General features: G+C 35.7%; 23 protein-coding genes. 4 read left to right on the top strand and 19 right to left on the bottom strand.

The window, feature by feature from the left end; translation table 11 throughout:
- Nucleotides 1–15: 15 nt before the first annotated feature.
- The 4 genes from KHA99_RS11810 to KHA99_RS11795 all read right to left on the bottom strand — a co-directional run bounded on the left by KHA99_RS11810 (nucleotide 16) and on the right by KHA99_RS11795 (nucleotide 4,478).
- A complete protein-coding gene (locus KHA99_RS11810; protein ID WP_249366661.1) occupies nucleotides 16–1,047 on the bottom strand; it encodes a nuclease-related domain-containing protein in 1,032 nt (343 codons plus the stop codon).
- Between the two features lie 558 nt (nucleotides 1,048–1,605).
- Nucleotides 1,606–2,448 carry a DegV family protein gene (locus tag KHA99_RS11805; RefSeq protein ID WP_213117995.1) on the bottom strand — a complete coding sequence of 281 codons (843 nt, stop codon included), beginning with the start codon at nucleotides 2,446–2,448 and terminating at the stop codon, nucleotides 1,606–1,608.
- Between the two features lie 140 nt (nucleotides 2,449–2,588).
- The gene (locus KHA99_RS11800; RefSeq protein WP_213117639.1) at nucleotides 2,589–3,272 is read right to left on the bottom strand and encodes a response regulator; all 684 of its coding nucleotides are present in this window, start codon (nucleotides 3,270–3,272) and stop codon (nucleotides 2,589–2,591) included.
- Between the two features lie 63 nt (nucleotides 3,273–3,335).
- Nucleotides 3,336–4,478, bottom strand: coding sequence for a sensor histidine kinase (locus KHA99_RS11795; RefSeq protein ID WP_213117638.1), 1,143 nt, complete (start codon nucleotides 4,476–4,478; stop codon nucleotides 3,336–3,338).
- 282 nt (nucleotides 4,479–4,760) lie between these two features.
- Here KHA99_RS11795 and KHA99_RS11790 point away from each other — a divergent pair, with 282 nt between their 5' ends.
- On the top strand, nucleotides 4,761–5,399 hold the full coding sequence (locus KHA99_RS11790; RefSeq protein ID WP_213117637.1) for a YigZ family protein: 639 nt from the start codon (nucleotides 4,761–4,763) through the stop codon (nucleotides 5,397–5,399).
- A 233-nt stretch (nucleotides 5,400–5,632) separates the two neighbouring features.
- Here the strand turns inward: KHA99_RS11790 and KHA99_RS11785 are convergent, their stop codons facing one another.
- The 15 genes from KHA99_RS11785 to KHA99_RS11715 form a co-directional block, all read right to left on the bottom strand.
- Complete coding sequence (locus KHA99_RS11785) at nucleotides 5,633–7,183, bottom strand: LTA synthase family protein (RefSeq protein WP_213117636.1); 1,551 nt, start codon at nucleotides 7,181–7,183, stop codon at nucleotides 5,633–5,635.
- On the bottom strand, nucleotides 7,170–7,493 hold the full coding sequence (locus tag KHA99_RS11780; protein WP_213117635.1) for a hypothetical protein: 324 nt from the start codon (nucleotides 7,491–7,493) through the stop codon (nucleotides 7,170–7,172). Before KHA99_RS11780 ends, KHA99_RS11785 begins: the two co-directional genes overlap by 14 nt.
- Nucleotides 7,494–7,693: 200 nt before the next feature.
- Nucleotides 7,694–8,758, bottom strand: a complete 1,065-nt coding sequence (locus KHA99_RS11775) for a glycosyltransferase family 4 protein (RefSeq protein ID WP_213117634.1) — start codon at nucleotides 8,756–8,758, stop codon at nucleotides 7,694–7,696.
- Between the two features lie 137 nt (nucleotides 8,759–8,895).
- Complete coding sequence (locus tag KHA99_RS11770) at nucleotides 8,896–9,993, bottom strand: glycosyltransferase family 4 protein (RefSeq protein WP_213117633.1); 1,098 nt, start codon at nucleotides 9,991–9,993, stop codon at nucleotides 8,896–8,898.
- A gap of 322 nt (nucleotides 9,994–10,315) precedes the next feature.
- Nucleotides 10,316–11,161: a dTDP-4-dehydrorhamnose reductase gene (gene rfbD / locus KHA99_RS11765; RefSeq protein WP_213117632.1), complete on the bottom strand. Its 846-nt coding sequence runs from the start codon at nucleotides 11,159–11,161 to the stop codon at nucleotides 10,316–10,318.
- Nucleotides 11,161–12,183 carry a dTDP-glucose 4,6-dehydratase gene (gene rfbB / locus KHA99_RS11760; RefSeq protein ID WP_213117631.1) on the bottom strand — a complete coding sequence of 341 codons (1,023 nt, stop codon included), beginning with the start codon at nucleotides 12,181–12,183 and terminating at the stop codon, nucleotides 11,161–11,163. Before rfbB ends, rfbD begins: the two co-directional genes overlap by 1 nt.
- A 10-nt stretch (nucleotides 12,184–12,193) precedes the next feature.
- A complete protein-coding gene (rfbC, locus tag KHA99_RS11755) occupies nucleotides 12,194–12,754 on the bottom strand; it encodes a dTDP-4-dehydrorhamnose 3,5-epimerase (protein ID WP_213117630.1) in 561 nt (186 codons plus the stop codon).
- Nucleotides 12,755–12,777: 23 nt separating this feature from the next.
- Nucleotides 12,778–13,650, bottom strand: coding sequence for a glucose-1-phosphate thymidylyltransferase RfbA (gene rfbA, locus KHA99_RS11750; protein WP_213117629.1), 873 nt, complete (start codon nucleotides 13,648–13,650; stop codon nucleotides 12,778–12,780).
- Nucleotides 13,651–13,875: 225 nt separating this feature from the next.
- Nucleotides 13,876–14,721 carry a glycosyltransferase gene (locus tag KHA99_RS11745; protein WP_213117628.1) on the bottom strand — a complete coding sequence of 282 codons (846 nt, stop codon included), beginning with the start codon at nucleotides 14,719–14,721 and terminating at the stop codon, nucleotides 13,876–13,878.
- On the bottom strand, nucleotides 14,718–16,079 hold the full coding sequence (locus KHA99_RS11740; protein ID WP_213117627.1) for an O-antigen ligase family protein: 1,362 nt from the start codon (nucleotides 16,077–16,079) through the stop codon (nucleotides 14,718–14,720). Before KHA99_RS11740 ends, KHA99_RS11745 begins: the two co-directional genes overlap by 4 nt.
- 71 nt (nucleotides 16,080–16,150) lie before the next feature.
- Nucleotides 16,151–17,233 carry an acyltransferase family protein gene (locus KHA99_RS11735; protein ID WP_213117626.1) on the bottom strand — a complete coding sequence of 361 codons (1,083 nt, stop codon included), beginning with the start codon at nucleotides 17,231–17,233 and terminating at the stop codon, nucleotides 16,151–16,153.
- 204 nt (nucleotides 17,234–17,437) lie between these two features.
- Nucleotides 17,438–18,478, bottom strand: a complete 1,041-nt coding sequence (locus KHA99_RS11730; RefSeq protein WP_213117625.1) for an LCP family glycopolymer transferase — start codon at nucleotides 18,476–18,478, stop codon at nucleotides 17,438–17,440.
- Nucleotides 18,479–18,678: 200 nt separating this feature from the next.
- A complete protein-coding gene (locus KHA99_RS11725; RefSeq protein WP_213117624.1) occupies nucleotides 18,679–19,395 on the bottom strand; it encodes a glycosyltransferase family 2 protein in 717 nt (238 codons plus the stop codon).
- Nucleotides 19,392–20,444: a WaaS/CpsH family glycosyltransferase gene (locus KHA99_RS11720; protein ID WP_213117623.1), complete on the bottom strand. Its 1,053-nt coding sequence runs from the start codon at nucleotides 20,442–20,444 to the stop codon at nucleotides 19,392–19,394. The genes KHA99_RS11725 and KHA99_RS11720 overlap by 4 nt, the downstream gene beginning before the upstream one ends.
- A complete protein-coding gene (locus KHA99_RS11715) occupies nucleotides 20,444–21,580 on the bottom strand; it encodes an SDR family NAD(P)-dependent oxidoreductase (RefSeq protein ID WP_213117622.1) in 1,137 nt (378 codons plus the stop codon). The genes KHA99_RS11720 and KHA99_RS11715 overlap by 1 nt, the downstream gene beginning before the upstream one ends.
- A 587-nt stretch (nucleotides 21,581–22,167) precedes the next feature.
- On the opposite strand from KHA99_RS11715, the gene KHA99_RS11710 reads away from it, so the two are divergent.
- From KHA99_RS11710 to KHA99_RS11700, 3 genes are all read left to right on the top strand, one after another.
- Nucleotides 22,168–23,238, top strand: a complete 1,071-nt coding sequence (locus tag KHA99_RS11710) for a glycosyltransferase family protein (RefSeq protein WP_213117621.1) — start codon at nucleotides 22,168–22,170, stop codon at nucleotides 23,236–23,238.
- Between the two features lie 233 nt (nucleotides 23,239–23,471).
- Nucleotides 23,472–24,911 (top strand): oligosaccharide flippase family protein, encoded by a 1,440-nt coding sequence (locus tag KHA99_RS11705; protein ID WP_213117620.1) that lies wholly within the window; start codon nucleotides 23,472–23,474, stop codon nucleotides 24,909–24,911.
- A gap of 82 nt (nucleotides 24,912–24,993) precedes the next feature.
- Nucleotides 24,994–25,905: a glycosyltransferase family 2 protein gene (locus KHA99_RS11700; protein ID WP_213117619.1), complete on the top strand. Its 912-nt coding sequence runs from the start codon at nucleotides 24,994–24,996 to the stop codon at nucleotides 25,903–25,905.
- The last annotated feature ends 163 nt before the right edge of the window (nucleotides 25,906–26,068 follow it).

Here is a 26,068-nt window from a genome sequence, read left to right as displayed (position 1 = left end):
GGAGGCCACCTTCTTTTAACCCTTTATCAAAAAATTCGCATATTTTTGTTCGTTTTCTAAAGTAGCCATAATATTTTGAGGCTCCCATTCCAAAAGTGGGAAATAAAGACGCCCCCTCTTCTCTCCTTCATAAGGTAATTTCAAAAGATGAAGCTTTTTTTGGGCTGTATGGACTGTTGGCAGATGAAGAAAGCTGCGGCACTCTGCATTGGTAATTGATGAATTTATTAGAAGAAAGTAGTCTCTGATGGAATCAATAAAGGCATCTTTTGAGGTGTAAAGGCAGATTGGGCAAATCCAGCTTCTACGGTCGTACACCATCGGGATATGAAGGCAATCGGGGCATCGGACTCCTGACCGGATGTCATTTCTCGTCAAACCATATTCTTTTAAGATATTGATTTTTTGTGGAGTGTGATGACTTAATAAGAAATTTGCAATTTTATAGATAGTCTCTTCATCCACTCTTGGCTGGTTATATGTATTTTCAAAGGTTTCAATTTTTTTAAATATATCCCTTGATTTGCATACCTTTTTAAATGCGTTTGGATCATTGGTGTTGCTTTTTAAAAAGGTCTTTGTGCTGCTGAAAAAAACAAGCTGGTCGATAGGCAGAAAATTCATTCCGTATTTCGCCAACAATCTTCCTAATAATATACGCAGCCTTTCAGCCTGAACACGAGGATCTTCAAAAATCTCTTCAGTACCATCCGGTTTAACCCGAATTAATTGGTTAAATTGATTGTCGAATATCAATGTTCCAGCTATATTTTTCGCTTCAATAATGAGAATGCCGTTTCTTGAGATGAGAAGTGTGTCAATTTGGAAATGAAATCCGTTGTATTCGAGTTGAAGGTCGTGGAAGATAACATATTTTTCTTGGGGGAGTTGTTTTACAAAATTTCTTAAGGCTAGTTCGCCTCGAAAGCCAGCTTTTCTTTTCGCGAGGTCTTTTTCGATTTCGGGTTGTTTAGGATGGCCGATTAAAATACGGTAAACCAGGACTTGGGTTAAGACCAGTCTCAGGGGGACGGGCAAGTCTCTCATTAACAATGGAATCATCGCTCCTTTATTAAAAAATACAACTACATTTTACAACTACTGTTTAAAGTTGTCGAATTTTAGCTAATGGCAGTTTGATAGATTTATAAAGTGTGTCCTCCTAAGCTGGGGTATTCGCCGAAATAGATTAGTTTTTCGCTATTTATAAGGCAATATTCGCCAAACTATGTTAGTTTTTCGCCATGTATTAGGCAATATTCGCCAAACTATGTTGGTTTTAACCGATTCTTTTAAGTTATTCACTGGTTCCGTTGACTTATTCGCCAAACCCTTTGATTACCTTTTTTCTCAACACGCTGGCCCAGCCTCCGGCTTGCTTGCTATTTTTGGCCGGCCATTACGTTATTCGCCCGTTTTGAACAAATATTCGCCAAACTTAGAAGGTTATTCGCCGACAAGGTTAGTTATTCGCTGAAATTAGGTGACTATTCGCCAATTACTATAACTTATTCGCCAAACCTATTTACTACATACCAAAGTAACCCCCAGCAAATAAAAAACCATTCCAGCAACCCGGAATGGCCAGTCAGTAACTTAAAAAACCTATTTCTTCATCCACCCCATGCCCATTGCACCTTCCCCAAGATGGGTTCCGATGACGGCACCGAAGTAGCCGATGGTAAAGTCGACGTTTGGATAGAGAGCCTCAAGCTCCTTCTTCCACCCTAGTGCTTCCTCCTCGCGATTTGCATGGATCACCACTGCTTGGTAGCGGCCGCCGCCCATTGCATCCTCTCCAAGTAAATCTGCAATTCGTTTCATCGCTTTTTTGCGGGTGCGAATTTTTTCAAAAGGGACGATTGCCTTGTCCACAAAATGTAATAAAGGCTTAACCTGCAAAAGGCTGCCGATTAAAGCGGCTGCTCCTGATAACCGTCCGCCACGCTGGAGGTGCGACAGGTCGTCAACCATGAAATAAGCGTGAGCTGTGCTCTTCAGTTCTTCCAAGCGCGCTATAATCCGCTGGGGGTCCATTCCCCTTGACGCCCATTCCGCCGCCTCTAATGCATAAAACCCTTGAACCATGCAGCTAATTTCCGAGTCGAAAGAGTACACTTTGATGCCCTCGACCATTGTTCCAGCTGTTACCGAGCCTTGGTAGGTGCCGCTGATGCCGCTCGATAAATGGATACTGATAACCGCATCGCAACCCTCCGCCGCCAACCGTTCGAACAACTCCACAAACTGGCCTATCGGCGGCTGAGATGTAGTTGGCAAGTCCTTTGTCTTTACCTCCTCGTAAAACTGTTGCCAGTGAATGTCGACTTCTTCCCGGTAGACTTCATTGCCGAAAATGACATTCAACGGGATCATATGTATATTCCATTTATCTAGTAATTCCGTGGGAATGTATGCGGTACTGTCTGTGACAATTGCCGTTTTCATATGTATATTTACCATCCTTATTTTTTTTACAATAATACTGTTCATTATTTTATCAAAAAAGCTTTCTCCAAAAAAGAAAAAGAACACGCATTGCGCGTGCTCCCCAATCATAACATATAATTAGTTTTTCAGAAAAATAACTACCTTACTTCCACCCAGCCATTCTTAATCGCCACAACAACAGCCTGAGTACGGTCATTAACATTCATTTTTTGCAAGATATTTGATACATGGTTCTTAACGGTCTTTTCACTGATGTAAAGCGCTTCGCCGATACCGCGGTTGCTTTTTCCATCAGCAAGCATTTGCAGTACCTCACACTCACGGCGTGTCAATAAATGAAGCGGGCGGCGGATTTCAATAGTCTGCACGTAAGAACCTCCGCGCGTCACACCTGCTGCTAGTTTACGATATTCGTTGACTAAATTATGAGTCACCTTTGGATGAAGGTAGGAACCTCCGTCTGCCACGACACGGACCGCTTCAATCAACGCATCGGCATCCATCTCTTTTAACAGATAGCCGCAGGCTCCTGTCTGCAGTGCATGAGTGACATAATTCTCATCATCATGAATGGAAAGGATGATAATCTTAGTATCCGGATATTTAGCGACTAGCTCGCGAGTTGCCTCTACACCATTCATTTGTGGCATATTGATGTCCATGATGACAACATCAGGACGGTGTTCTTCAACAAGCGTTAATGCCTCGCTGCCGTCATCGCCTTCTGCCACGACCTGGAACGATTTCTCAAATTCTAGAATTCTCTTAACACCTTCTCTAAAAAGCTGGTGATCGTCAATAATAATAATTTTTGTAGTCATTTGTAACGCCTCCTAGTTTTCAAATTCCCCATCAGAGAATGTTACTTTCTTCATTATCTGAGCTCAATTCATTAACGGCACTTGGATGGAAACAGCGGTGCCTTTGCCGATTTTCGAATCAACCGTCAAATCGCCTTCAAGCAGGTCGACCCTCTCTCTCATGCCCATCATGCCGAAGGAACCCGGCTTCTTTTGGTTTGTATCGAAACCAACGCCGTTGTCCTTGATTAACACTTTCACATCGGTGTCCGTCATTTCCAATTGAACTTTTATGGAGCAGGCATTGGCATGCTTGAGCGCGTTTTGCACCGATTCCTGTATAAGCCGGAAGAGGGCAACCTCATATTTCGTCGGAAGTCTCTTCTCATTTCCTATTTTCACAAATTCAATTTTTGAATGATTATGATATTCTTCAATGGTCTGTAAATACTTTCTGAGGGTCGGTACGAGTCCCAAATCATCCAATGCCATTGGACGCAGGTCGTAAATAATCCGGCGGACCTCATAAAGTGCTGAGCGGACCATTTTCTTAAAGCTCTGAATCTCTGCGAATGCATCATCAGGACCCTTCTCACGAAAAACACGATCCACAATATCAGAACGCATGATGACATTTGCCAGCATTTGCGCCGGCCCATCGTGAATTTCTCTCGAGAGACGTTTCCGCTCTTCCTCCTGGGCTTCAATTATTTTCAAGCCCAAATCCTGCTTCGCCTTGGCATTTTCAAACGCCTCACCAAACTGTTTCAAGTCGCTCTGCAGGTAATTCATGACCACGCAGATTTGCGAAATCAGCTGCTCGGCACGTTCAATCGTATCATTAATACCAACAAGCCTGTGCTCGAGTTCTTCCCTTTTTTCAAGAAGCTGCTTGCGGTATTGCCAATTGATGGAGAGATCCATTTGCAGCTGATGCGCTTTTTCGTAGGCGTCACGGACCTCCTCCTCCGAGAAGGTTTTCATGTTCATGCTTACTTCTGAAAGTCTGTGCCTCGCGGCAGTAACCTGCGCCTCTAGCTGATTTCCTTCATCGATCAGCTTAACCATGACTTCCTTAATATTGTCCAGCTCACTTGTGATGCTGTCATAGTCCGTACGGCATTGCTCGCTAATGCGGAAGATGTCACTTTTGCTGCAGGTGACGGTTTCAATCATCGCTTCACGAATGTCATCAATCGATTTCAAATCTATTTGCTTTAAATTCATTTCAGATTCCTCCGGGGCTTTTTTTCCCTTAGGCCTTTAACATACTTTACCATTTTTTCAAATACTTTGCTAAGCTATAAATATTGCTTACGTGACTTTTGTATAAAAGTAGTATAATTACTATATCAGACTACTACCTTTAGCCTATTAGAAGGTACTATAAAGCTGTATTTATTATATCATTCGAACTTTACACCCATATTATAGGTATATTACATTATTTTTTTTTAAAAATATTATATTACATTAGTGTGACATTTTTGCTAAAGAAAGGAGTTTAACATGCTGCCTCGTTACTTAACTGTAAAAGAGTATGGAGAACATGAAATAAATATCCAAAAATCCCGTTTTATTGCCCAACTGAAAAGAGTGGAATCCGAACAAGATGCCCAAGAGTTCATTCAAGCTATTAAGAAAAAGCATTGGAACGCCACCCATAACTGCTCAGCCTACCTAATTGGCGAGCATGACCAAATCCAAAAAGCGAACGATGACGGCGAGCCAAGCGGCACAGCCGGCGTCCCGATTCTTGAAGTTTTGAAAAAAAGACAGTTAAAAGACACTGTTGTCGTGATCACCCGCTATTTTGGCGGGATCAAGCTCGGTGCAGGCGGGCTAATCCGTGCATATGGAAAAGCTACTTCTGAAGGTCTTGAAGCGGTCGGCGTTGTCGAAAGACGGCTTGTTCAAATTATACAAGTGAAAATCGATTACACATGGCTTGGGAAAATTGAAAGGGAACTGCGTGCTTCCGAGTACAAAATTAAAGATATTCTCTATTTAGATAACGTCCAAATTGATGTCTATGTTGAGGAAGATAAGAGTAAAATCTTTATGGACTGGATGGTCGAGCAGACCAATGGACAATGTACGCTGGGCAAGGGTGAAACGGTTTATTTGGAAGAAGATTTTGTTAGGTAATTCGAGATGTTCTTTATTTGAATTATAGTAGGACATTTGGCAGGAGGCAATTGGGAAAAAATATTAAGTTTGGACTATTGGGCAAAAAACAAAATGGAAAAATTAAAGGGATCTCAAATTTGAGACCCCTTTAATTTTTCATTATTTTAACCTAAAATTTACAGTATTTTTATCTAGGATTAATTTATTTATGATTAAATAAAAGAAAGTATATTTCTGACTAATTACTGTTATTACTTTTTAGCCTTTATTAAATCCAAGTAATCATCTTTCAAAATTTTGTCATTATAGAATTTTGAGTTTTTAGCTAACTCATCATTTAAGTTTAATATTCCTTGTTCTTCCGCTAATGTTTTCCTATTTGAAAATAGATTTGTTCCGATTCCTAATCGGTCTCCTTCGATTTTAACATCGATACTCGCTAAAATTGTTGGATACATATCCATGGATGAAAATAATCTGTTTTTCGAATTTATTGGCTCAATAGCGGAATTTATAATTGCATTATAAATGGTTCTTTCATAGCCCTTATACATATGGGATTCGAAGTATTTAGGATCTTGCATACTGTGATGGTCTCCCATTATTACTAGAGTTGTATTTTCATAAAAATCCTGTTGTTTTAACCACTCAACAAAATCATTTACTTGTTTAGAAGAATACGCAAAGACATTTTCATATTGACTTTTGTATAAATTCTCGGCAGCACTCTCCATATACCCATCTGTAAAATGTGTATTAGCAGTTAGGAAGGAAAAGCTAAAAGGTTTATCCGAATTCGCTAAATTGGTTATTTCCTCCTTAGCCCAATCAAATAGATGGGTATCATCAAACCCCCACCAAACTTTTTCATCTTCGGACATTTTCCCCTCATTGATTGCAGTATTAACGTCAAATATCTTGTAATTTCCATGTCTTAAATAATAATTACTACGTCCTCCAAAAGTAGCATCCGAACCAAACATAGCCTCTAGATTATATCCTTCTTTATGCAATAGGTCCCCTAATGTATAAGCTCCCACTAAAAAGTTATTTGAAGAAGTATACTCATTTCCATCAATAGGAATTTTCAGCGGAATACCTGAGGTAGTTGAAACAAGTCCCGCTACAGTCCATTGAGTGCCAGGAGCAAACAGGGCACCACCAATTTTATCAGAATTAGAGAAATTAATATTTTCCTTTGCAATACTTGCTAGCTCTGGAATAACAGAATATCCCCAACCTCCACCATTTTCCTTATCAATAAATGTGTTTTCAGTTGATTCCAAATATAAAATAATTAAGTTTCTTTTCTCATTAGGAAATGTAATAGAAACGTCGGCGGGATTAACATAATTATCATCAATTATTGATGAGTAATTTGTTATACGTTTGATGTATTCGTGCAAACCTAACATATTATAACTAAGAACTAATGAAACCAATAGCACAGTGGAAGAATAGATGATTCTGTATTTATATAAAAACTTGTTTGGCAAAATTGTAAAACAGTACTTCTTATTTTTAATTTTAACATCGATCATATATTTCCTTTTTTGTAAGCGGATAAAGGGGATTAATAAAAAGAGAAATAAAAATAAAAATGGCACTAAACTTAATGCTATGGCATGTACAATAACATCGGTGGATGTACCATTTAGTCCATTAAAAAGATAATAAACCATTTCGTCCGCATTTTGATTTGCGAAATTTAACTTTATATATATAGATGCTGAAATGATTATTGAAGTTATAAACAATAACAAGATTGTAAAGATATTAATAATTGTCTTATTCTTCTTCATCTCTTGATGTCACCACTCTAAGACCGATACTGAAATTTAATTCTAAAAACCGATAAATTATTGCAATTACAATTGCTATAAAGGTAGCCATGATACTATATTTCAATGTAAAACTGTCTGTGTAAATAAAAGACACTGTTTTTTTCAAGTATATTAAGAATGCATAACATATACAGTTCGTGATTAGGATAAATAAAACAGTATTACATAACCCATCAAAAAAGGTTACTTTTTTTAATGTAACTTTGGAATAGAATAGTAATGCTATTATTGAAGGCATAATTAATGCCATTACTTCATTAAAAGTCATAGGTACCTCCCAAAATAAATATAAAATTATTTCGAATAACGCATTAAATATTATTTTAGTAAATAATCAAAAATTTTTCAAAGTCATTTTATCCCCAAAAAACTTTTAGTAAATTTGTAATGCACTTTTATTGAAGTCAAAAATACATTAAAAAAGAGAGAACTATAAAAGTCCCCCCAAAAACCATTTACTTAAAGGAATCATGATCTTCCTTTGGCTGATCCCGCCCTTAGTGTTTGCAAAATGTTTAAAATTGGACGATAATCTCTCCCAACTAATCCGATTTTTTCTGCAGTAATCTCTATAAACAAAATTATTAATAAAATTAAAAACAAAGCTCCACCAATCCTAGCCTGAGAATAAATAACAGCCATTAAACCAAAAAATGCTGACATCGCGTAAATGAGTAATACCGCCTGACGATGAGAGTAACCCATTCGCAGCATGCAATGGTGTAGGTGCTGTTTGTCCGGTGCACCTAAAGGTTTTTTATGAATAATTCTACGCAAGATTGCAAAAAAAGTATCTGAAATTGGCACGGCTAGAACAATGACTGGAATTATAAATGAAATGAAGGTTACATTTTTAAAACCCATTAGCGAAAGCACTGAAATGATATATCCTAAAAATAGTGCCCCAGTGTCTCCCATAAAAATGCTTGCAGGATGGAAGTTGTATATCAAAAAACCTAATGTACTGGCAAGGACAATTAAACCTACTATTGCAACAAATATATGTCCTTGAATAACAGCCATCCCGGAAATTGTAATTAACGCTATGGAAGATACCCCTGCAGCAAGACCGTCCAGCCCGTCAATTAAATTAATCGAATTGGTAATTCCTACAATCCAAATAATTGTAAAGGGAATACTTAATAAACCAAATTGAAGCTGAGCCCCGAACGGCAAATTAATAAAGACGACCTGCAGGTTTCCCCAAAAAACAACAACAACCGCAGCTGCCAATTGGCCCAAAAGTTTGTATTTTGCCGAAAGCTCCAGAAGGTCATCCAAAAGGCCGGTCACTATTATGATAAGACAACCAATTAATATTGGAACCAAGGATGGGTTGGCAGGACGCAAAAGAAAAATGCCCAGCATAAAACTGATAAAGATTGCTAAACCACCAAGCCTCGGCATGATTGATTGATGAACCTTGCGCTGATTTGGCCTGTCAGTTGCCCCAATTAGAATGGCGAGTTTTTTTACAAGTGGTGTAATAAGAACCGAAGCAACAAAACATAATATCATGGTGAGAAGAAGCATATTAAATCCTCCTTAACAATAAGTTTGTCCATTAAAGAGGATTCGAAACACTAAAGGTTTTGCAAAAAAAAGGAAAATCTCGCGAGTGTCAAACAGCAAAAAAGCGAGCTCACAAGTTGTGAAAGCCCGCGCATTCTTTATTTATTTCGCAAATTGACTTGTCTAAAACCTCGAATCAGGTTTAACAATGGTTTGTAGTCTTCTCGGATAAGTCCTATTTTCTCAACAAATATTTCGATGATAATCAATATTGTGAGAAGAATAATGACCGACCCACGGATTGTTGCTTGGGAAAAGATAAATCCCGCTAGTCCAAAAACCGCACTCATCGCATATATCATTAAAACCGTTTGCCGATGTGAATAACCTGCTTTTAACAAGCAATGATGCAGGTGTGATTTATCCGGTGCAGATAATGGCTGCTTGTTCACAAGTCTGCGGATAATAGCAAAGAATGTATCTGAAACTGGAACACCCAATATAATAACCGGAATAACAAGGGACATCACCGTAACACTTTTTAGTCCTAATAATGAAAGAACACTAATTAAAAATCCTAAAAACAATGCGCCGGTGTCACCCATAAAAATCTTGGCTGGATGAAAATTATATACAAGGAAACCAAGTGTAGATACAGCCGCTATTAATGCCACAATTGTAACATAAGGGTTTCCAGTAATAAAGGCTATTCCCGCGATGGAAAATAAGGCAATTGAGGATACCCCTCCTGCTAAACCATCTAACCCGTCGATTAAATTTATTGCATTAGTAATACCTACAATCCAAACCATTGTAAATGGAATACTAAATATTCCAAAATCCAACTGTCCGCCGCCAAATGGTAAGTTAATGAATTCAACTTTTATGTTTCCATAAATTATGATAACGAGAGAAGCAAGGATTTGTCCTAACAGCTTTACCTTTGGTGAGATTTCTTTCACATCATCAATTGCACCGGTAAGGATAATAATTAAACTACCAAGTATTAACGCCAAGTGGACATGTCCATCAGGATTTATGAGATGTAAATTAAAACTCTCATTTGGTTGAATAACGAATATTCCTATTAAGAAACTAATATATATAGCCAGCCCGCCTAAACGCGGCATGATTTTCTGATGAACTTTCCTTTGATTTGGCTTATCGGTTGCACCAATTTTAAAGGCTAATTTTTTTACTAATGGTGTAAGGAAGATCGAAGCACAAAAACATATAAATAAAGTTACATATAACATAAGGACCCTCCGTGCTTATTTTATAACCAGATTTGAGTTTTATAGATATAAAATGTATAAAAAAGCCAAATTTCGATAAAATACTCCTAATGGATTATAGCATAGACTTACTCTCAATGAAACTATTAATTTGCTATATGTACAAGATTTACACAAAAGTAAAAAATTCTTATGTAAATATCGTATCCAATATTTCAGACGAAACTTTGTGAAGAAGGTTTCAATTATTTTTGAAAAAACCTAACCTTTAATAAAATAACATAAAAAAGGGATACATTAAAGTCAAAGATGACCAAATTAACGTATCCCTTTCTCTATATGATTAATTTTTTAGTTCCTTTAGATAAGCTGACAAAGCATCCTTCCAGCTTTGGAGCGGCGTCAGCCCTTCCTCTTCAATCCTCTTCTTACTAAGTACTGAATACTTCGGCCTTGCAGCTGGTCGCGGGAACTGTTCCGTCGTTAACGGACGAACTGTAACATCCATCTCCGCTTGCTTAAAAATTTCAACAGCAAATTCGTACCAAGAACAAATTCCACTGTTAGTAGCATGGTAAATTCCATATTTGTCTGTTTCCACGAGTGACACCATGAATTTAGCTAGGTCAACTGTATAAGTGGGGGAACCCACTTGATCTGAAACAACGCCCACTTCGCCGCGTTCCTTCCCCAGTCGAATCATTGTTTTGACAAAATTGTTGCCATGTTTACCAAATACCCATGCTGTTCGAACTATGAAGAATTCCTCTAGATTTTCTTGAACAAACACTTCACCAGCTAATTTTGTACGCCCATATGCCCCAAGCGGTTTTGTAGGATGGTCAACCTCATATGGCTCCGAAGCTGTTCCATCGAATACATAGTCCGTACTGATATACATCATCTTCGCGCCGGTTTGCTTAGCTGCCTGAGCTAGATATTTAGCTCCCAATCCATTAACCTTATAGGCAGTCTCTTCATCCTGTTCTGCGGAATCTACATTTGTATAGGCCGCACAATGGAGAATAACATCAGGTTTCACTTCCTGAATGAATGCTTGCACTGCTGCTTCGTCGCTTATATCTAATGTTTGGCGGTCTGCACCTATAGCTTGATGGTTATTTCGTTCCAATTCCAAAAGAACATCTTGACCTAATTGACCAGCAGCCCCTGTTACAACAACCTTCATCATTCTACTCCCAGTCTATCGCCATATTGTGATTTGAAATATTCCTGATATTCACCGGAAATGATGTTTTCCCACCATTCCTTATTATTTAAATACCAATTAATAGTTTGTTCAATCCCTGTGTCAAAATTATATTTTGGGGACCAGCCTAGTTCCGTGCGTAGCTTCGTCGCGTCAATCGCATAACGGCGGTCGTGGCCTGGGCGGTCTTTTACAAATTTGATTAATGATTCAGGCTTTCCTAGTTGCTTAAGGATTGTCTTTACAATATCAATGTTAGTGCGTTCATTATTGCCGCCGACATTGTATACTTCGCCAACAAGGCCCTTATGCAGCACTAAATCAATTGCCTGGCAATGGTCCTCAACGTGCAGCCAGTCACGAACATTTAATCCATCTCCATAAACTGGCAGTTCCTTATCATTCAAAGCATTAATTATCATTAAAGGAATTAGTTTCTCAGGGAAATGGTAAGGTCCATAGTTATTAGAGCAGCGAGTAATATTTGTCGGAAGACCAAACGTCTCATTGTACGCACGAACAAGCAAGTCTGCACCAGCTTTACTTGCACTATATGGACTATTGGCTGCTAAAGGTGTTTCTTCTGTAAAGTATCCTGTCTCTCCTAGAGTACCATATACTTCGTCTGTAGAAACTTGAAGATATTTCTTTACACCAAAGGTTTTAGCAGCATCGAGTAAAGCTAGAGTTCCTTGGATATTTGTTTGCACAAAAATTCCAGGGTCAGTAATACTTCTGTCTACATGAGATTCGGCTGCAAAGTTCAGGACATAATCGAACTTTTCTTCTTGGAAAAGGCCATGAATAAAGTCACGGTCTGCGATATCTCCGCGGACAAACTTATAATTTGGCTTGTTCTCTATGTCTTTTAAGTTCTCTAGGTTACCTGCATAAGTTAATAAATCTAAGTTCACAATAGTGTAATCTGGATATTTATTGACCATATAGCGGACAAAGTTGCTTCCTATAAAACCGGCGCCGCCTGTTACTAATAGTTTCATGTTTTACCTCCTATTTTTCATAAACGAAATTAAGATGTGTCGCTTCACTCAATCTTGGGTGTTTTGTATCTTTCTCTGAAAGAATTGGATTGTTTGTCGGCCAATCAATTCCTAATTCCGGATCATTCCAAAGAATCCCGCCATCGTGCTCTGGTGAATAATTTTCATCCACCTTATATGCAACTGTGGTGTCAGGCACCAAAGTGCAAAAACCGTGGGCAAAGCCTTTTGGTACTACAAGTTGCCGCTTATTATGTTCGCTTAGGATTACACCGACCCATTGGCCAAATGTCGGGGAGCCTTTACGAATATCTACTGCTACGTCATAAATTGCACCTGTTATACAACGAACAACTTTCGTTTGGGCCTTCGGGTTGAGCTGGAAATGTAATCCTCTTAATGTTCCAACCGGTGCGGATAAAGATTGGTTATCCTGAACAAAGTCGTAATAAAGGCCCAATTTCTCAAAAATTTCTTTATTATAACTCTCCATAAAATAACCGCGATGGTCTCCAAAAACCTTTGGTTCCAAGATTTTAACGTCAGGCAATTTTGTCTCAATAATATTCATATTTTTACCTCACTCATTAGCTTTTAAATTCTTTGGTTAGCTATTTTTATTAAATATTGGCCATACTGGTTTTTCTTTAATGGCTCTGCAAGCTCCAAAAGCTTTTCCCTTGAAATGTAACCCATTTTATAAGCAATCTCTTCAAGACAGGCAATTTTTAAGGACTGTCTCTTTTCGACTGTTTCAATAAATTGTGATGCTTCTAACAAAGATGCATGTGTGCCGGTATCTAACCATGCATATCCGCGACCTAACAGTTCAACATTTAATTCTCCCATTTCTAGATACGCTTTATTGATATCAGTGATTTCCAACTCACCTCGAGGAGAAGGCTGGATACTTTTTGCAATTTGTACAACACGATTATCATAAAAATAAAGCCCTGTTACTGCATAATTAGATTTTGGCAATTCGGGCTTTTCTTCGATGGAAACAGCTTTACCATGGTCATCAAATTCAACGACTCCAAAGCGCTCCGGATCATTTACATAATAGCCAAACACAGTTGCACCGGCTTCTCTTAAAGCGGCTTTACGCAATAAATTCGTTAGGCCGTGGCCATAAAAAATATTATCGCCAAGTACTAACGCTACGTTATCATCACCAATAAATTCGTCTCCTAAAATAAATGCTTGAGCTAATCCGCCTGGATGAGGCTGAATTTTATATGTAAGGTTTAATCCTAGATCAGAACCATCTCCTAAGATTTGTTCAAATCTCCCTGTGTCCTCAGGCGTTGAAATAATTAAGATATCTTTTATTCCTGCTAACATTAATACAGATAGTGGATAATAAACCATTGGCTTATCATAGACAGGTAATAGTTGTTTCGAAACAACCTTTGTTAACGGATATAGCCTAGTGCCACTGCCACCGGCTAGAATAATTCCTTTCATTTAAGACAACTCCTCTTTTTCTTTTAAAAAACCTTGTCTTCGACAATTTCTACCTAACCCATTATAAAGAAGGTTATTTAAAAAATAAAATATTTATTATGTTACAGTATTGTGTTTCTTAAAATATTCCCAAAAATTCCTTTGTTTATGTTAGTACTATTTCATATGCATCTTTACATAGAAAAAGGATATCTTCATATACCAAAGATATCTCCATTTCTAATTTTAAAATTTTGACATTTTAAAAAACTGTCTTAAGGTATGCAAAGCAATCTGCTTATTTTTAACAGTTAAAACCTGCTTTAAAAATCTTTTTAATAGCTGCTTCCGAAAAGAAGAGAACAACTCGGTTTTATAATTACTGTAGAAATTCAATTCTGATTCTAAAATACTTTGGTAACGTTTCAGTGAGACCCTACTATAGTCCATTACAGATAATTCATGTTCGAGAACTGAATCAAGAACCCACACCTTTTTTCCTTTTGCGTAAATCTCATAGAAAAGCCAATGATCTAGGTAGTCTAAAGGAAATTCCTCATTAAATCCGCCGATTTCATTTAAAAAATCGATTCGAATTATAGCACCAGAATTAATGGCCATTACTGGATTTTCTTGAATCCCGCTTTCTGGGCGATCCCCTAGCAAAGGACGAAGCGAATTACTATATACAGGAGAGATCATTGTATTTTCATTCATAATCTTTGGTACAACTGCTACAATCTCCTCTGAAAAATCCGCCAGGTCCATTACCTCATTCATATACTCTTGGGTTAACTCCGTATCATGATCCAGGAGGAGAATCCACTTGCTTCCATTTTCGTTCGCAATTTTCCAAGCATGATTATAAGCAGGTACAATTCCTAAATTTCGTGGGTCATGAACATATGACATATGTACCCCCTCATACTTGAGGGGATTAAATTCTTGTTTTTCCGGACTGTTGTCATACAAAATTAGCTCAAATTGATTGAATCCATTTTTGTTGGAAAATAATGTTTGTTTTAATGTAAGGAAAGTTTTACTTTCTTCCGGTGTTTTCTTATACAAGACGAGTACAATGGTTAACTTCATACTAATTCCTCATTTTGTTTTAATTCTTTCTTGTTTTGGGAAACCACGAGCAGAATTATGAAAAAGCTAATACCGATAGGGTTATTGATAAACGGATTGATATTCGTTAAAAGTAAAACTCCCATGAATGCAGCTAATAAGGAAATGTCTAAATTTGATAGCTTTTGTCCTTTTTTATAGGCCTGATAATAGTTATAGTAAATGATTAGGAATAAAAATCCCCATATTGCCAATCCAATTAAGCCTTGTTCAACAAGTATATCAATAAAACTTATTTCGATAGCAATTCTCCCGGCGATTTCAGTCCCATAACCAGCACCAATAATGAGGTTTTTTGGATCTTTTAATATTTCCTTTGAGCTATTAAGAATGTCCATACGCATATTGACACTTACATCATTAACTTCAGTTTGAACTTTTTTAGCATTAGGTTTTTTATTTAATTCAGTGGATGGATGCACTTCTTCAACTGCAGCAGTTTGTTCAAAACGTTCAAGCGTCATATATTTATAAAGGAACGGAACGGCGATTATTACCAGTAAAGAAATAGTGAATTTCTTCATAAATTGTTTGGATTGGATCAATTTTTTAAATTTACTCGATATCCCTTTGAATGGATCTACTATAACTTTTACGTCCAAAACTATAATTGTCAACAAGCTTACCATAAAAGCCAACAAAAAACCTCTAGTTTCAGACCAGAGAATAGAAACTGATCCAATTATAACAACAGCTATTTCCAATTTGCCGTATTTTTTACTTAAAAGTTCATTTAAAGATATAATTAAACCAATCAAAACAAAGAAGTGACTTTTATAAAATACACTGTTGCTAGGTCTAAAAAATAAATCATCGTTCATGATAGTGTTCATGAAATTATAAAATGGAGCAAAATTATTACTAAATACAGTTTTCCCTAACAACGAAACCGTAATAGTAAAAATTGCAACTACTATTGCACTGTATTTTAGAATTTTAATGATTCGCTGTATAGTAAAACTCTCTTTTGAAATATAGTATGCCAAAGGAAAATAAACAGCAAAAAACGAAACCCTAAAAAAGTCAGTTACAATTGCTCCAAGCGAATGCCCATTAATAAAACCAATTACTGAACTAACTAAAAACCAGAAAATTAAAACATAAACCCCAATGGTAACAGGATTTAACCTGAAAAATGTATTCTTTTTTTTATTAAAAATGGCTTTATCCTTTATAACCCGGACCATATACGTCCCTATGAGAAGTATAAATAAAAGCTGGCGGATAGATATAACCCCAAAGTCAATTAGCCTGCCCCCACCGCCTACGAATAGTTCAACAAAAAAAACAGTCAATAATATTTTTTCAAACTTGTTCATAAAAGTAACCCTCTCCTATAACTTGCTCGGAGTATTATCCTTATCTTAAATATCAATTCCACCAACCGAATTTATATATTTTTATTATTTGAATGATATCTGATTTTAATCAAAGACTTTTTTTCTGTGTTTAGTGAGAAGTTCTTCAATTTAAGCGCATTTTTCTCAATTAGATGCCATGAAATAAATGCAAATATCAATGTAAACGGAAGAGATAGAAAGAAGTCCTCCAAAGGTGATAGCTTATTATTAAAAAGATGAACCATTATTTGTTGAATTGGAAATGCATAAATATAAATACCATATGAAAAATCGCCATATTTACTAAAATTGTGCATCCCTAGCTTTGCTTCATAGCCTAAATAGAAAATAAGATAAGCACCAAAAATGGAAAATGCGGATTCAAAATAACCGAAGCTAGGTGCCAATAGTAGTATTATAAACGACAAAATCGCTATCGTTCCGTTTAACTTAATCTGTTTTCTAAATAGATAAAAAAGCATCCCCGAACTAAAATAACGAAATAAATCATAATATAAATCGTCTTTATTAAAGAAATGGAGGCCGGCGTTAAGAATAAATACAAATAATACAATCCTTTTATTAAGAAGCCTGGTGACCCCCAGAACAGCGACAACAATATAAAAGAAAAATTCATACCATAGGGTCCATAACGAACCATTTATAGCTGTAGGCCATACATTTGTTTGGAAAACACCGGGCAGGTCATACTGAATCCAGTACAAACTAATAGTGCTTAAATATTCATAAGTATCACGTGCTGTAAAGTAGTCCTTCAAGCTTAAATCTGTAAAAATGGGGCCCAATAAAAAAATGGATAAAAACACAACAAAAATGAGACCGGGGAAAATCCTCAAAAATCTTGCTTTAAAGTACGAAATTGGGCTCTTTGAACGTTCAAAGCTTTGTGTAATGAGAAATCCACTTATAACAAAAAAAATACTGACAGCAAATTCTCCAAATGTCATTTGTCCCTTGGTAAGAATTGCGAATGGTTCAGAACCATTGTTCCCTAACGTTAAAGGATATGAATGCGAGAATAAAACTAAGGCTGCTGCTATAAAACGGATAAAATCTAAATTGTTTTTTCTAGTAGTGATATATTGATCTATACTTTTTCCTTTTAAAAACACTAAGCATCCACCTTTTCCATTGCCAAGTATTTTTTTGCTTATACTCTAAATCCCAGCAATAAAGCTTTTTTAACACAAAGAAGATTATAGCATTATCTTGTTGGATTTTGTATCTTATATTTTCCTATAATGATATTTATATAACTATGTTTTTCACAAAAAAGCCTTTACCAGTAAGGCTAGTAAAGGCAAATATGGTATCTTTTACTGTTCACTTTCCAAATTTTGACCAGTTGTAGTATTATTTGTTTTTGTATCCGGAAGCATATTATACTTTTCAACAGGTTCGGGAGTAAGTCCCAATTGTTCACGCAATTGGTCCGAAAGACCTTGTCTATTTCCATCGCTTACAAGAAAATACCAGCCGCCGTTTATCATTTTACCTTCACCAGGGATTTCAAGCTTTTCAATGGTTTCTGCCGCCGGTTTATACGCAGATTGTATTCCAATAATATCGTCTAGAGTTAAATTAGTTTTAATATTGTTTTCAAGAGCACCTAGGATATCATCGTAATTGGTTAAAGTTGAAATTGATTTTCCTTTATCAATAATTTTTGAAATAACTTCGCGCTGTCTTTCTTGACGTCCTAAGTCACCGCGCGGGTCAGCTTTACGCATTCGGGCATATTGCAACGCCTTTTCACCGTTTAAGTGCTGTGGACCTTTTTTAAGATATACTCCATCAAGTTCGAAAGCATATTTGTTATCTACATCAATCCCTCCAACGGCATCAACTATATCCTTAAAACTCTCCATGTTTACTTGAACATAATAATCAATTGGAATGTTTAAAAAGTGTTCTACCGTTTCAATACTCATTTCAATTCCACCATAGGCGTATGCATGGTTAATTTTATCGACACGAACAACCCTACCTGTCTTTTCAGGGTCCATAATTTTCGTACGAGTATCACGTGAAATACTTAAAATTTTAGTAGTTTTATTTTCAGGGTTAACCGTTAAAACTACCATAGAATCTGTCCTGCCGCTATCTCCTTTACGCTCATCGACTCCGACCATTAAAATTGAAATGGGATCCTTTTTGTGAAATTCAACCTGTTCAACACGTTTTTTGGAAATCTCTCTAGAAATTGGTTTATTCATCTTATTAACCGCACGGGCAACATCAGTATAAACGTTGTAGAAATATACGCTTCCGCCAATTAATAGAATTAAGAGCGAAAACAACGTATATCGAAGCCATTTCTTTTTCTTCTTATCTTTTTTCCTTACCGATCTCTCCATTTATATAGATCCCCTCTTTACAGGTAGTAAATTTCAATAGCAATCATAAACCAAATTATAATATTCTAGTTTTATAAGTTCAACTGGAAATAACAATATTCGACTAAAAAAAGTACAAAATCTGACAATAATCTGATTATATCTACTAATTCAATTAAAAAAGTGTGTTTATCTAATTAGCAAACACACTTTTTTAATAACTATTTATGTTTTAAAAAGGACTTTATGAGCAAGTTCGAAATGGTGAATCTCCAGAGAAGCTTTTGCTTCAGAGTAGAATTATTTTCGACAGTTGTTACAGTTGCATCATGCCTTCGGTAATAAATCAATTTTTCCGTGATAAGAAGGGCAACGTGATTCATATCCGCCACCAACCCAATCCACATATCATGCATCGGGACATTCCTTGGAATCGGCAGGATTCTCGGCTTTAATTCTTTCCGAAATGACATGGCGCAGCCAATATAGCTGTTTTTAATAATATTTTTGATGACACCTGCACGGCTTCCTCTAAATTCATAAAAGGACTCGATGGTCGGATTAAGCTGATTGTCAACAACAGTAATATCGGACATAATCATTTGGACCTTAGGATTTTTCTCATAGTAGGATTTAACCGTATCAACTTTTTCCGGCTTCCATACATCGTCCTGGTCACTTAAAAAGATAATATCATTTTTTGTGTGCTTGATGGCATTCTCAAAATTGGAGGTCACTCCTGATTCATTGTTCATATACAGCTTGACCCGCGAATCTTCATTCATATAATTCTCGATAATAGAGATAGTTTTATCCTTTGAATGATCATCTGAAATAATCAGCTCATCAGCTTTATCCAATTGTGAAAGGATGCTGTCGATTTGCTGTTTCAGATATTTCTCTCCGTTATAAGTGGCCATTGCTACTGAAACCTTCATTGTTTTCCCTCACTATTTGTTCCTACATAATAATGATGTTCTTTTTCGCCGGTTACACCCAGTACCTCCAGAACAAAGTAGGCAATTGAATAACGGTTTCGGATTGTTTTATCAACCGGTACATAAGGCGTCGACATAAATTCAGGGGGGACCTCAATATGTTCTCTGTCGACAATAACAATATTGTTTGGATGGTAAAAATCATAATGTCGGATATCTTTATTAGTTGTAATCAGCTTTTTATTTGCCCCAAGCATTTCAATCGTTCTCATCGTCAGACCGGTTTGATTTGGATGTTGAATATCAACGACAGCTCTTGACTGCTTCAACTTCTCGGTCAGCTTTTCGCTCGGCATCCCAATAAACGAAAACTCACTAATATCACTGCCGGCAAAATCGTTAGTCATAAGCTTGCGTTGGTAGTACATCAGCTTACTCGGCAGATACATAAAGTAAAAAACCTTATGCCCGTTCCGTTCAAACTGTTGTTTCACTTCTTTTAAAATCCGGTAGCGATCACTGTGGACCGTTCCAACAAAAAACAAATCAAAAACAAGGGGCGTGGTTTCCCTTGCAATCTGGTCATATTCTACATCGTAGAACAATGGTCTGAACGTCAGACCGAACCTGTCGCAATCCTGTTTATCAAACGAAAAGACTTCATCAAAGAATTCCAGCTTTTCAAGAGTGTTGACCTTATTTGCAACAGAGTCCCAAAGCATCAATACCATCCGCGCATCGGGATTGAGTCTTCTAAGTTCCTTTAGAAACCAAATCGGCGTTGCTTCAGCTTGGCAAATAAAAATACAATCATATTTCTTATTGCTTATTTTTTGCGTAATTTCTTCATAATACTTTTTAATTTGCCCTTTCACAAAGTTACGATTAATTCGTAACAATGCTTTAGACATTACTGTGTTGGATGGGCGCTCATCGAAAAAATCGACTTCCGCACCCATTGTTTCCATCGCCCTTATTATTTTTTTATGGTAATTAAAAAATAAAGGACATAAAAATAAAATTTTCTTGTGTTTTAACTTTTCTTCCATTATTTATATAATCCTTTTTTCTTCATTTCTTCAATGGATTTTTGATACTGATCCTCGACAACCTCCTGCTGATTCACCCAATCGACAAACTTGCTGATTCCTTCTTCAAAGCTGACCTTGGGAGTAAATCCAAGCTTGTCATGGATTTTTGTCAGATCTGCGTAGTTATGACGAATATCGCCTAAGCGGTAATTGCCGCTGATGACAATCTCAGTATCGGACCCGTATTTTTCCTTTAACGTATTGGCAACGGTTAGAACATCTGTGCAGACACCTGTTCCGACATTGAAGCTTTCAAAGTTTGCCTCGTCTTTTTCAATTCCCAAAATGGTGGCATCGACAACATCATCAATGAACACAAAGTCCCTTGATTCATTTCCGTCCTCAAAGATATTGATGTTATTCCCATTTTTGATGATGGTGGAGAAGATGGACAGAATACCTGTATATGGGTTTTTCAACGATTGACCCGGTCCGTATACGTTTTGATAGCGATATCCAACAACAGGAATGTTTAAGGATTTCCCAACCACCATGCACATTTGCTCCTGTACCTGTTTGGCAATGCCATAAACAGATGTTGGATGGATTTTTGTTTCCTCTGTGGTTGCCATCAGTTCCACATTTTGATGGCATATCGGACATTTGACCTCAAAATCACCTTTGCTCATGTCTTCTTCAACTCTTGCAGTTGGATAGACAACACCGTGCTCGGAACAATGGTACATGCCTTCTCCATAGATAGCTCTTGAAGCGGCAATAATGATTTTTTTCACTTGATGCTCTTCATTCGTTAGAATATCCAACAAATTGGAAGTACCTTTAATATTTACATCTATGTATTTATTGATTTCGTACATCGATTGTCCTGTGCCAGTTTCAGCCGCTAGATGCACGACAACATCCTGGCCCTTTAAAGCTTTTCTCCAGTCATCGCCATTCACAACGTCACCTTTAATAAAAGTCACTTTATCTCTTACTTTTAAAAATAACTCTGAAGAGGTTCCATCTTGCCCATGAATTTGTGGTGATAGGTTATCAAGAACGGTTACTTTATAACCCTTTTCCAATAATTTTAGAGCCAAGCTACTTCCGATGAAGCCTGCTCCGCCTGTAATAAGTACATTTCTTAGCATAGTGAATTCCTTCTTTCTTTTAGTTAAAAAGTGTTTTAATACCCTTTTGAGCTTCCGACTCCTAAAAGATTAATTATAAATTAATAATATTTTTCTCAAAACTACGTCATTCATTCACAGATGTATTATTGATGCAGAAAACGACAATTATTGACTTAACGAAAATTAATTATAACAGATTACAACAAAATTTGTACTTTAAAATGCGGTTAGTTAGTTCAATTAAGTGACTTTGACTTAAGGAAATAAAGAAACTTACCAGCAATATGGTCATGATGATAATAGCAACTTTACATGAAAGGTCCCTATTCTTTAGGAATTTAATCATCTGATTGTTGATTGCCTAAAGTGAATATAATATACTTAAATAATGTACAAATTTTATTAACATTAATTAATCAAAGGGAATAAAGGGAAAATAAAAATCATGATTATTTAAATGAAAAAGGACACCAATTTTATTTACTTCTCACTCAGTACCGTTATGTTCTTTTTATGCATAAGTGAAATTATGCAAGTATCAAATAGAATCATAATCTATGTATATTTATTTTTTACCAAAGAAAAGCTTTCGGAAAGGGGTTTGTATGAAGAAAAGAGTTTTATACCTTATGCACGTTGATTGGGGCTGGATAAAACAACGTCCCCATTTTATTGCTGAGAAGCTGGATACTGTATTTGATGTGACAGTGTTTTACCAGTTCGCACGCAGCAGAAAAGTAATCACTTCAAATCCTTCAAAAACTAAAAAGTTTCCAATAATCGTACTTCCATTGAAACGCATGAAGATTTTCCATTCTTTGAATAGCTTTATTCAACAGATGATTTTCTCAATAATTTTGAAGGTGATTAGGCCCAACATTATTTGGATCACTCATCCTTCACTTTATGACTATATTCCGAAAAGAAACATAAATAAGTTCAAAATTATTTATGATTGTATGGATGATGTCCAAGGGTTTAATTACATTCCGAGCGTTAAAAAAAATCTTGATATTTCTGAAAGACAGTTGTTACATGACTCTGACATTATATTTGTCTCGAGTAAGAATCTCCAAAATAAAATTATTGATAGAGGCTGCAATTCCAATAAAACAGTTTTAATCAGAAATGGTTATAATGGTAAAATCATTGATGCAGTGGATAAAAAACAACAGCCACTAAAAGATTTTAAAGTTGCTTATATTGGAACAATCTCCGAATGGGTTAATTTTGATACTATCAAGAAAAGTCTTAATGAAATAAATAATTTGGAGTATCATTTTTTCGGACCAATAGAATGTGAAATCCCGGAAAATGAAAAAATAATTTTCCATGGACCTATAAATCATAGTAAGTTATATGATGTTGTTCAGGATGTTGATTGTCTGATAATGCCTTTCAAATTAAACGAATTAATTCAATCGGTTGATCCAGTCAAATTATATGAATACATCAATTTCAACAAAAATATAATTACTATTTATTATAAAGAAATTCAAAGATTTAATGATTTTGTTTGTTTTTATAATAATACGGACGAGTATATTAATGTTCTAAAAGGCTTAATTGCAAATAATGAGCTGAAGTACAGTCAAGACCAAAGATTAGAATTCCTTAAAGAAAATACTTGGGATAAAAGAACCAATGTTATGATTGAAAAATTAAATGATCTGTAAAAAAACGCCGCTTGCTTTTTTTCAAACCATCCATAATGAAAGGCTGTCTAATTCACAGACAGCCTTTTTTATATTAGAAGAGGTAATTGGAACTACATAAAAATTTCTTGTCTATTCATGTAGAAATATGTATTATCGTTGTTTATAATAACGTTTAATGCTACTCTTATAAAGCAAATCATATTGATTATGCCAATAAAATGCTAAACAAAAAAAGGATTTGATTCCGTTAAATGGGCAAACTTATATCAAATTATTTATTTACTGTCGTATATCAATTATTGATTGTTATAACACCATTTATTACTACCCCATATGTTTCAAGAGTACTTAAACCAGAAGGTGTTGGAACTGATGCGTATGTATTATCTATCGTTCAGTTATTCATAGTCTTTGCTGCTTTAAGTATCCCGATTTACGGTAGTAGACAAATAGCAACAAAATTAGACCAGAACGAGCGTTCTAAAGAATTCTGGTCCATTTATTGTGTACAACTATCCATTTCATTGCTTACCACATTGTGTTATGTAATATTTATATTTACTGTCGCTGATAATAAAATGTTATTTTTCATTCATATTTTCACCTTAATCGCTACTACAATTGACATTTCTTGGTATTTTATAGGGATGGAACAAATTAAGAGCATCACAATGAGGAATATACTAATAAGAGTAGTAAGTATTATTTTAATTTTTACTCTTGTAAAAAGTATTGAAGATTTAAGTCTTTATATTTTGATTAATGCGAGTACGCTCTTCATGGGTCAACTAATTATGTGGATTCCATTGTTAAAAGTGGTTTCGTTCAAAAGAACAACTTTTAGAGACATAAAAGTGCATATTGCACCAATAATTAGCTTATTTTTACCCCAAATTATGATTCAGGTATATATTCTTGTGAACAAAATTGTTTTAGGACATGTTTCTGGAAAAGTTGAAGTTGGGTATTACAACCAAGCAGATAAGGTTATTCGAATAGCCTTAGGATTTATCACATCATTAGGTTCAGTTTTACTTCCAAGAATGGCAAAAGAATTTGCTCTAGGGAATATTGACTCAATGAAAAAATACATTAACTATGCCCTTCAATTTGTATTAATGATTACATTGCCTATGACATTAGGTTTGATGGCGATATCGTCTAATTTCGTTACTTGGTTCTTAGGAAATGAATTTAAAACCGTAATTAATTTACTTAATATAATGAGCCCAGTTATATTTTTTGTTGGTTTAGCAAATATATTTGGTATTCAAATATTAGTTTCAACAAACCAGAATAATAAATATGCTGTATCCATTACTATCGGTGCGCTCCTAAGCTTAATTGCAAATATCCTTTTAGTTTCATATATGGCAAGTACAGCTACAACTATTGCCCTATTGGTCGCTGAAGCTTCAGGCGCAATGATTCAGATGTATTTTGCTAGAAAATATTTTGAACTGAAAACTTTCTCAAAAATGTTTACAAAATACTTTTGTTTAAGTATTTTGGTTTATTTCTCTGTTAGTGTAGCTGGAAGTATAATCAATGTAAGCCCGTTCTTGCTGACTTTCATCCAATTATTTATTGCTGCAGTCGTATATTTGGCAGGGTTAATAGTAGTAAAGGATTCAATTGTTTTCATGATTTTTAATAAACTAAACAATAAATTGGTTATACGAGGCAGATAATTTTATTCAATAGATTTAATCTTTTCAAGCCCTAATAGTTCAATGAATACCAAAAAATATAAAAAAGTGAGGGGAAATGGATTTGGAAAATAATAATAAACCTATTCCTTCTGTTTATTTTGTAATTCTAAACTACAATAATCCAAACGACACAATTGCCTGTATAGAATCGGTAGAAAAAATAAACTACATGAATTTTAAGGTTATTATCGTTGATAACTTTTCTAAAGATAATTCAGAAACTGTTTTAAAGCAAAGATTCCCACATCATATATTTATACAAACCGGGGCAAATTTAGGTTATGCTGGCGGGAATAATGTCGGCCTGAAACTCGCTAAAGCTGAAAATGCTGACTATATTTGTATCCTTAACAATGACGTGATTACGAATCCGGATTTTTTACAAAAATTAATGGACTATATGGTAACACATCCAAATGTAGGTGTTGTCGGACCAAGAGTATGTGAATTTAATGAACCTGAAATTGTGCAATCAACTGGTGCAATGATCGACTTTAATACTGGAAGAGTAAAAGTATTAAATAACAGGGTACACGAGGACAAGGTTAGCGGGGAAATTATTTCTTGTGACTACGTTGGTGGAGCATGTATGTTATTTCATACTAAAATTCTCGACGAAGTCGGGTATATTCCAGAAGACTACTTTTTATTCTATGAAGAAACAGAATGGTGTTTAAATATAAAGAAAAAGGGTTATGAAGTAATTTGCAACTGTAATGCAAAGGTTATTCATAAAGGATCCGCTTCAATCAATCAGGTTTCAGGATTGTCAGAGTATTTTATGTATAGAAATGTAGTATTATTTATGAAGAGAAATGCTAATTTAAAGCAGCTTTTTATTTTTTATCCTTATTTATTTATCTATGCTGTTTATCGCGGGGTTATTAAAAAAGATGGCTTAAAGTTTGCCAAGTATTTTTACCATGGTTTAACAGGTAAAAATAAATTTAAAGAAAAGTTACAAATAAAATAAATAATTGATTCATTAAGCCACTGTTTTTGCAGTGGCTTATTACTTCGGATCGGTTATTAATCCATCTCTGTTCAAAGTATCCGTAATTACGTGTCAGTAACAACCAAGAAAAAAGGACAAATCCATACTTTTATAAGGAAGTGTCCCTGTAAAGAATAAAACT

The sequence above is a fragment of the Neobacillus rhizophilus genome, assembly GCF_018343535.1.
In the GTDB taxonomy this organism is placed as follows: Bacteria; Bacillota; Bacilli; order Bacillales; family Cytobacillaceae; genus Neobacillus; species Neobacillus rhizophilus.
Note: the sequence above shows the minus strand (reverse complement) of the source record. Positions and strands in the feature narration are given on the sequence as shown.